Here is a 5,210-nt window from a genome sequence, read left to right on the forward strand (position 1 = left end):
CATGAACTCGGGTTTCGGATTTTTCGCCACCCATTGCTGGGCACCGGCCGGGCTCTTGGTCAATTCCCACTCGTGGCCAAACAGCGTGTCGAAATAACCGTTGTCCCAGGTGGTTGGGTTGGGTTTCCAGGCGCCTTCGATGCCGCTGGTGGTGGTATGCCCCCCCTTGCCGCTGCCCAGCTGGTTGATCCAGCCCAGGCCTTGTTGTTCGATCGGCGCGGCTTCGGGTTCAGGCCCCACCAATGCCGGGTCGCCTGCGCCGTGGGCCTTGCCGAAGGTGTGGCCGCCGGCCACCAGGGCCACGGTCTCTTCGTCGTCCATGGCCATGCGGGCAAAGGTTTCGCGCACGTCGCGGCCCGAGGCCACGGGATCGGGCTTGCCGTCCGGACCTTCGGGGTTCACGTAAATCAGGCCCATCTGCACGGCGGCCAGCGGGTTTTCCAGCTCGCGGTCGCCCGAGTACCGGCTGTTGGGTTTGTCGCTGGTGGCCAGCCATTCTTTTTCGGCGCCCCAGTACACGTCTTCTTCGGGCTGCCAGATGTCGGCGCGACCACCACCGAAGCCAAAGGTTTTGAAGCCCATGGACTCCAGCGCCACATTGCCGGCCAGGATCATCAGATCGGCCCAGGAAATGGCGTTGCGGTATTTCTGCTTGATCGGCCACAGCAGGCGGCGCGCTTTGTCGAGGTTGCCGTTGTCGGGCCAGCTGTTGATCGGCGCAAAACGCTGGTTACCGGCCCCGGCGCCGCCGCGCCCGTCGGCGGTGCGGTAGGTGCCGGCGCTGTGCCAGGCCATGCGGATGAACAGACCACCGTAGTGGCCCCAGTCGGCCGGCCACCAATCTTGCGAATCGGTCATCAGCGTTTTCAGGTCTTGCTTCAGCGCGGACAGGTCCAACTTCTTGAAAGCTTCGGCGTAGTCGAATTCGGCGTCCATCGGGCTGGAGGCCGGGGCGTGCTGGTGCAGGATGGCGAGATTCAGTTGCTCGGGCCACCAATTGCGGTTGGACTGCGCGCCCTGTGTGGTTCGGGCACCGTGCATGACGGGGCATTTGGCTTCGGATGGGGATGGGTTGCTCATGGGTGTCTCCAGGTGGTCAACAAACAGGTTCCGCTCAAATGGGCGGTGACATCAAGGCCTCAGTACGCCTGCGCCAATGCTGCGAGGCGCTCCAGCCAGCGTCGGCCCGTTGCGGGGCAAGTGGGTGGTGGCGTCATGCTGGGCCTTCGGTGTTCAAGGAAACTTGACTGTAGTCAAGGTCTTCACATATGGGAACTTGATTGTGGAAATACATTCCATAGCCAATCTCTATTGGATGTCACTCAAGCAAGCAAGGCTTGTATGTCGGCATAGATGGACGGGGCCGCGCCCGTCCCCGGCGCCCCCGTTCAGCCGGGCGCTGCGTCTGGTGGCTGCAGCAGCGCGGCCACAGCGGCACCGTGGGGCGCGGCTTCGTTCACGGACCCGAGGTCGGGAAGACGCGCCTCTTCGTGGTCGGCCCGTGCGTTCAGGTGAGCAGGGCGACCGCGCCCGAGAAGGTGAAAAACGCCGCCACCGTGGTCACCAGAATGATGCGGGCGATGCGCCCGTTGTCGGCACCAAAGCGCTCGGCCAGCAGCGACACGTTGCTGGCGCTGGGCAGGGCCGCCACCAGCACCATCACGGTGAGCGCAAACGGCGTCAGCGGCACGCCGAGCCGGATCGCGGCCATACCCACCACCAGCACCAGCAGCGGGTGCAGCAGCAGCTTCATGAACGCGACCGGCAGGTAGTCCGACAAAGGCATGGGATGGTTGGCCTGGATTTGCGAGCGCGCCAGCACCGCGCCAATGGTGAACAGCGCCACCGGCGAGGCCGCGTCGGCCAGCAGCCAGGCGGTCTGTTCCACCGGCTCGGGCAAACGGAAGTCCATGGCCGACGCCACCGCGCCCAGCAAAATGGACCAGGGCATGGGGTTGGAGGCCACACCACGCAAGGCCTTCTTGCCCGCCACCAGCATGGCTTGGCCGCCATGGCCTTCGCCCTCGTCCAGGCGCGACAGCGCAATGCACAGCGAGCTGATGACCACCATGTCGGCCACGATCAGCACGATCACCGGCCCCACGCTCTGCGGACCCAACAAGGCGGCCAGCAGCGGCACGCCCATGAAGCCGGTGTTGGGGAAGGCCGCCACCAGCGCACCCAGCGAGGCGTCGTTCCAGCGGATGCGGCGGTTCATGGTGATGACGATGGCAAACGCCACCATCACCAGGCCGCACAAGAGGTAGACGCCAAACACCGAGGGGTCGAGCAACTGCGCGATCGGCGTGGTGGAGCCGAAGCGGTACAGCATGCAAGGCAGCGCAAAAAACAGCACGAAGCCGTTCAGGCCGGGAATCGCCTCCAGCGGCAGCATGCGCCGCGTCGCGGCCAGATAACCGGCCAACACGAGTGCGAAAAAGGGAAAGGTGACGAGCAGGATGTTGAGCACGGTGAGCGATTGTCTCAGACCCCGGCGCCGGCCCATGGGCGCTGCCGGAACCTTCGCCGCACACCGCGCGTCCCCCGTGCGGGCTTGCCCGGTGCCACCCGATCGGCGTAGGCTGGAAGCCGCATCGGCGTGGCACAGCACCGTCAACCCTTGCCACCCGCACCCAGGAGACACCATGAACCTGCGCACCCTCACCATCGCCAGCTGCAACCTCTACAACCTGAACCTGCCCGGTTTGCGCATGTACACCGACAGCAACGGCTGGACCGAAGCAGAGTACCAACGCAAGATCCGCTGGACCGCGCAGCAACTGCTCGCCCTGGATGCCGACCTGATCGGGCTGCAAGAGCTGTGGCACGAAGACGCGCTGGCTGCCGTGCTGGTGGCCGCCGGTTTAGAGAGCGAATACGACACGGTATTGCCGCCCAACACGCGGGGCCAGCGCATCGTCTGCGCGGCCCTGGTGCGCAAGGGCTTGCTGGTCGGCCAGCCCGACTGGATCAGCGACTTTCCGCCCAACTTCTTGCTGAGCAGCGCGGGTGACGACCCGCAATCGCCGCAGATCGGCGTGAACATCAGCGGCTTTTCTCGCCCGGTTTTGCACCTGAACATACAGCCGCGCTCACCCGGCCCGCAGGTGCAGGTGTTTGTCTGCCACTTCAAGTCCAAGGGGCCGACCAAGGTCTACCGCGAAGCCTGGTACCGCGCCAACACCGCCATCTACAGCAAACACGCCACCAGCCTGGGATCGGCGCTGTCCACCATCCGGCGCACGGCCGAGGCGGCGGCCTTGCGTTTTTGGTTGACCGAACAGCTCAAAGCCAACGACACGCCCGCCATCGTGCTCGGCGACCTGAACGACGGTCAGCACAGCAACACCACCAACATCCTCACCGAGCAACCGCAGTACCTGATGGGCGAGTCCATGGGCGGCGGCGATGTGGCGCTGTACACCGCGCAAACGCTGCAACAGTTCCGCGACACGCGCGACGTCTACTACACCCACGTGCACCAGAACGTGCGCGAATCGCTGGACCACATCCTGGTGAGCCAGGAGTTCTACGACCACAGCAAAAAACGCATCTGGTTGTTCGACGGCTTGCAGCTCAACAACGACCACCTCAATACCGAAGACCACAAGGCCGATGGCAGCACCGACCACGGCGTGATCCGCGCCAGCTTCAAGTACAAACCCTACAAGAAGTGAGCGCAGGCTCTCTCAAAATCTGCCAAGACACTTGGGGTCGGCGCTTCGGGTCTTGGCCGTAGAGCGCCACGCCCGGCAGCGTGAAAAGCGCTGCCGGTATCATCAAAGGCTTTGCCCGACCGCCTTTTGAATGCCCCCATGTCCCACGGCCTGAATCTCGCCCAACAAGAAGCCGTGAACCACCTGGGCGGTCCCTGCCTGGTGCTGGCAGGGGCCGGCTCGGGCAAGACGCGGGTGATCACGCACAAGATCGGCCGCCTCATACAAGCCGGGCTGGCCGCCGACCGCATCGCCGCCATCACCTTCACCAACAAGGCCGCCGCCGAAATGCGCGAACGCGCGCGCCAGCTGGTGGGCCGCGATGCCAAGAAAGTGCTGATCTGCACCTTCCACGCCCTGGGTGTACGCCTGTTGCGCGAAGACGGCACGGTATTGGGTTTGAAGCAGCAGTTCTCCATCCTCGACACCGACGACATCACCAGCCTGCTCAAAGACTGCGGCGGCACCACCGACGCGGCCACCGCCAAGCAATGGCAATGGGCCATCAGCGCGCTGAAGAGCGCCGGACTCAATGCCGCCCAGGCACTGGCGCAGGCCAAGGACGAAGACGAGCGCGTAACCGCCACCATCATGGCGCGTTACGAAGAGCGGCTCAGCGCCTACCAGAGTGTGGATTTCGACGACCTCATCAGCCTGCCACTCAAGCTGCTGAGCGAACACCCCGAGGTGTGCGAACGCTGGCAAAAAAAAATGGGCCACGTGCTGGTGGACGAGTACCAGGACACCAACGCCACGCAGTACGAATTGCTCAAGCTGCTGGTGGGTGAGCGCGCGCGCTTCACCGCCGTGGGCGACGACGACCAGAGCATTTACGGCTGGCGCGGCGCCACGCTGGACAACCTGCGAAGGTTGCCGCAAGAGTTCCCCGACCTCAAAATCATCAAATTGGAGCAGAACTACCGCTCCACCAGTGGCATCCTGCGCGCGGCCAACAACGTGATCGGCCTCAACCCCAAGCTGTTCCCCAAGACGCTGTGGAGCGATCTGGGCGAAGGCGAGCCGGTGCGCGTGGTCGATGCCGACAACGAAGAGCACGAAGCCGAACGTGCGGTGGCGCGCATCCTGAGTTTGCAGGCCAGCTCGCCGCACAAGGAGCTGCGCGATTTCGCGATTCTGTACCGTGCCAACCACATGGCCCGGCCGTTCGAGCAGTCGCTGCGGCGCGCGCAAATCCCGTACAAAGTGTCGGGTGGCCAGAGCTTTTTCGACCGCGCCGAAATCCGCGACCTCTGCGCCTGGCTGCGCGTGCTGGTCAACAACAACGACGACCCCGCCTTCATGCGCGCCGCCACCACGCCCAAGCGTGGCATCGGCCACACCACGCTGCAACAGTTGGGCAACTTCGCCACGCAATACAAGCTCAGCCTGTTTGAAGCCCTGTTCTCGAACTCCCTGGCCGCCGCCCTGCCCGCGCGCGCCGTGGCCACCTTGCACGAGTTTGGCCGGGCCGTGAACGATCTGGAGTACCGCGCC

At 64.5% G+C, this 5,210-nt stretch carries 4 protein-coding genes; 2 read left to right on the top strand and 2 right to left on the bottom strand.

What is annotated here, in order from left to right:
- Together ABYB95_RS16570 and ABYB95_RS16575 are read right to left on the bottom strand one after the other, a co-directional pair.
- Positions 1–1,080 (bottom strand): peroxidase family protein (locus ABYB95_RS16570; protein WP_372659659.1); only part of this gene is annotated, 1,080 nt, incomplete at its 3' end.
- A 427-nt stretch (positions 1,081–1,507) separates the two neighbouring features.
- A complete protein-coding gene (locus ABYB95_RS16575; protein WP_372659660.1) occupies positions 1,508–2,470 on the bottom strand; it encodes an AEC family transporter in 963 nt (320 codons plus the stop codon).
- Positions 2,471–2,645: 175 nt separating this feature from the next.
- Here ABYB95_RS16575 and ABYB95_RS16580 point away from each other — a divergent pair, with 175 nt between their 5' ends.
- Together ABYB95_RS16580 and ABYB95_RS16585 are read left to right on the top strand one after the other, a co-directional pair.
- Positions 2,646–3,677, top strand: a complete 1,032-nt coding sequence (locus tag ABYB95_RS16580) for an endonuclease/exonuclease/phosphatase family protein (protein WP_372659661.1) — start codon at positions 2,646–2,648, stop codon at positions 3,675–3,677.
- Positions 3,678–3,815: 138 nt separating this feature from the next.
- The coding region (locus ABYB95_RS16585; RefSeq protein ID WP_372659662.1) for an ATP-dependent helicase at positions 3,816–5,210 on the top strand (1,395 nt) is incomplete at its 3' end.

This window comes from Hydrogenophaga sp. (assembly GCF_041633695.1).
Taxonomy (GTDB): domain Bacteria; phylum Pseudomonadota; class Gammaproteobacteria; order Burkholderiales; family Burkholderiaceae_C; genus Hydrogenophaga.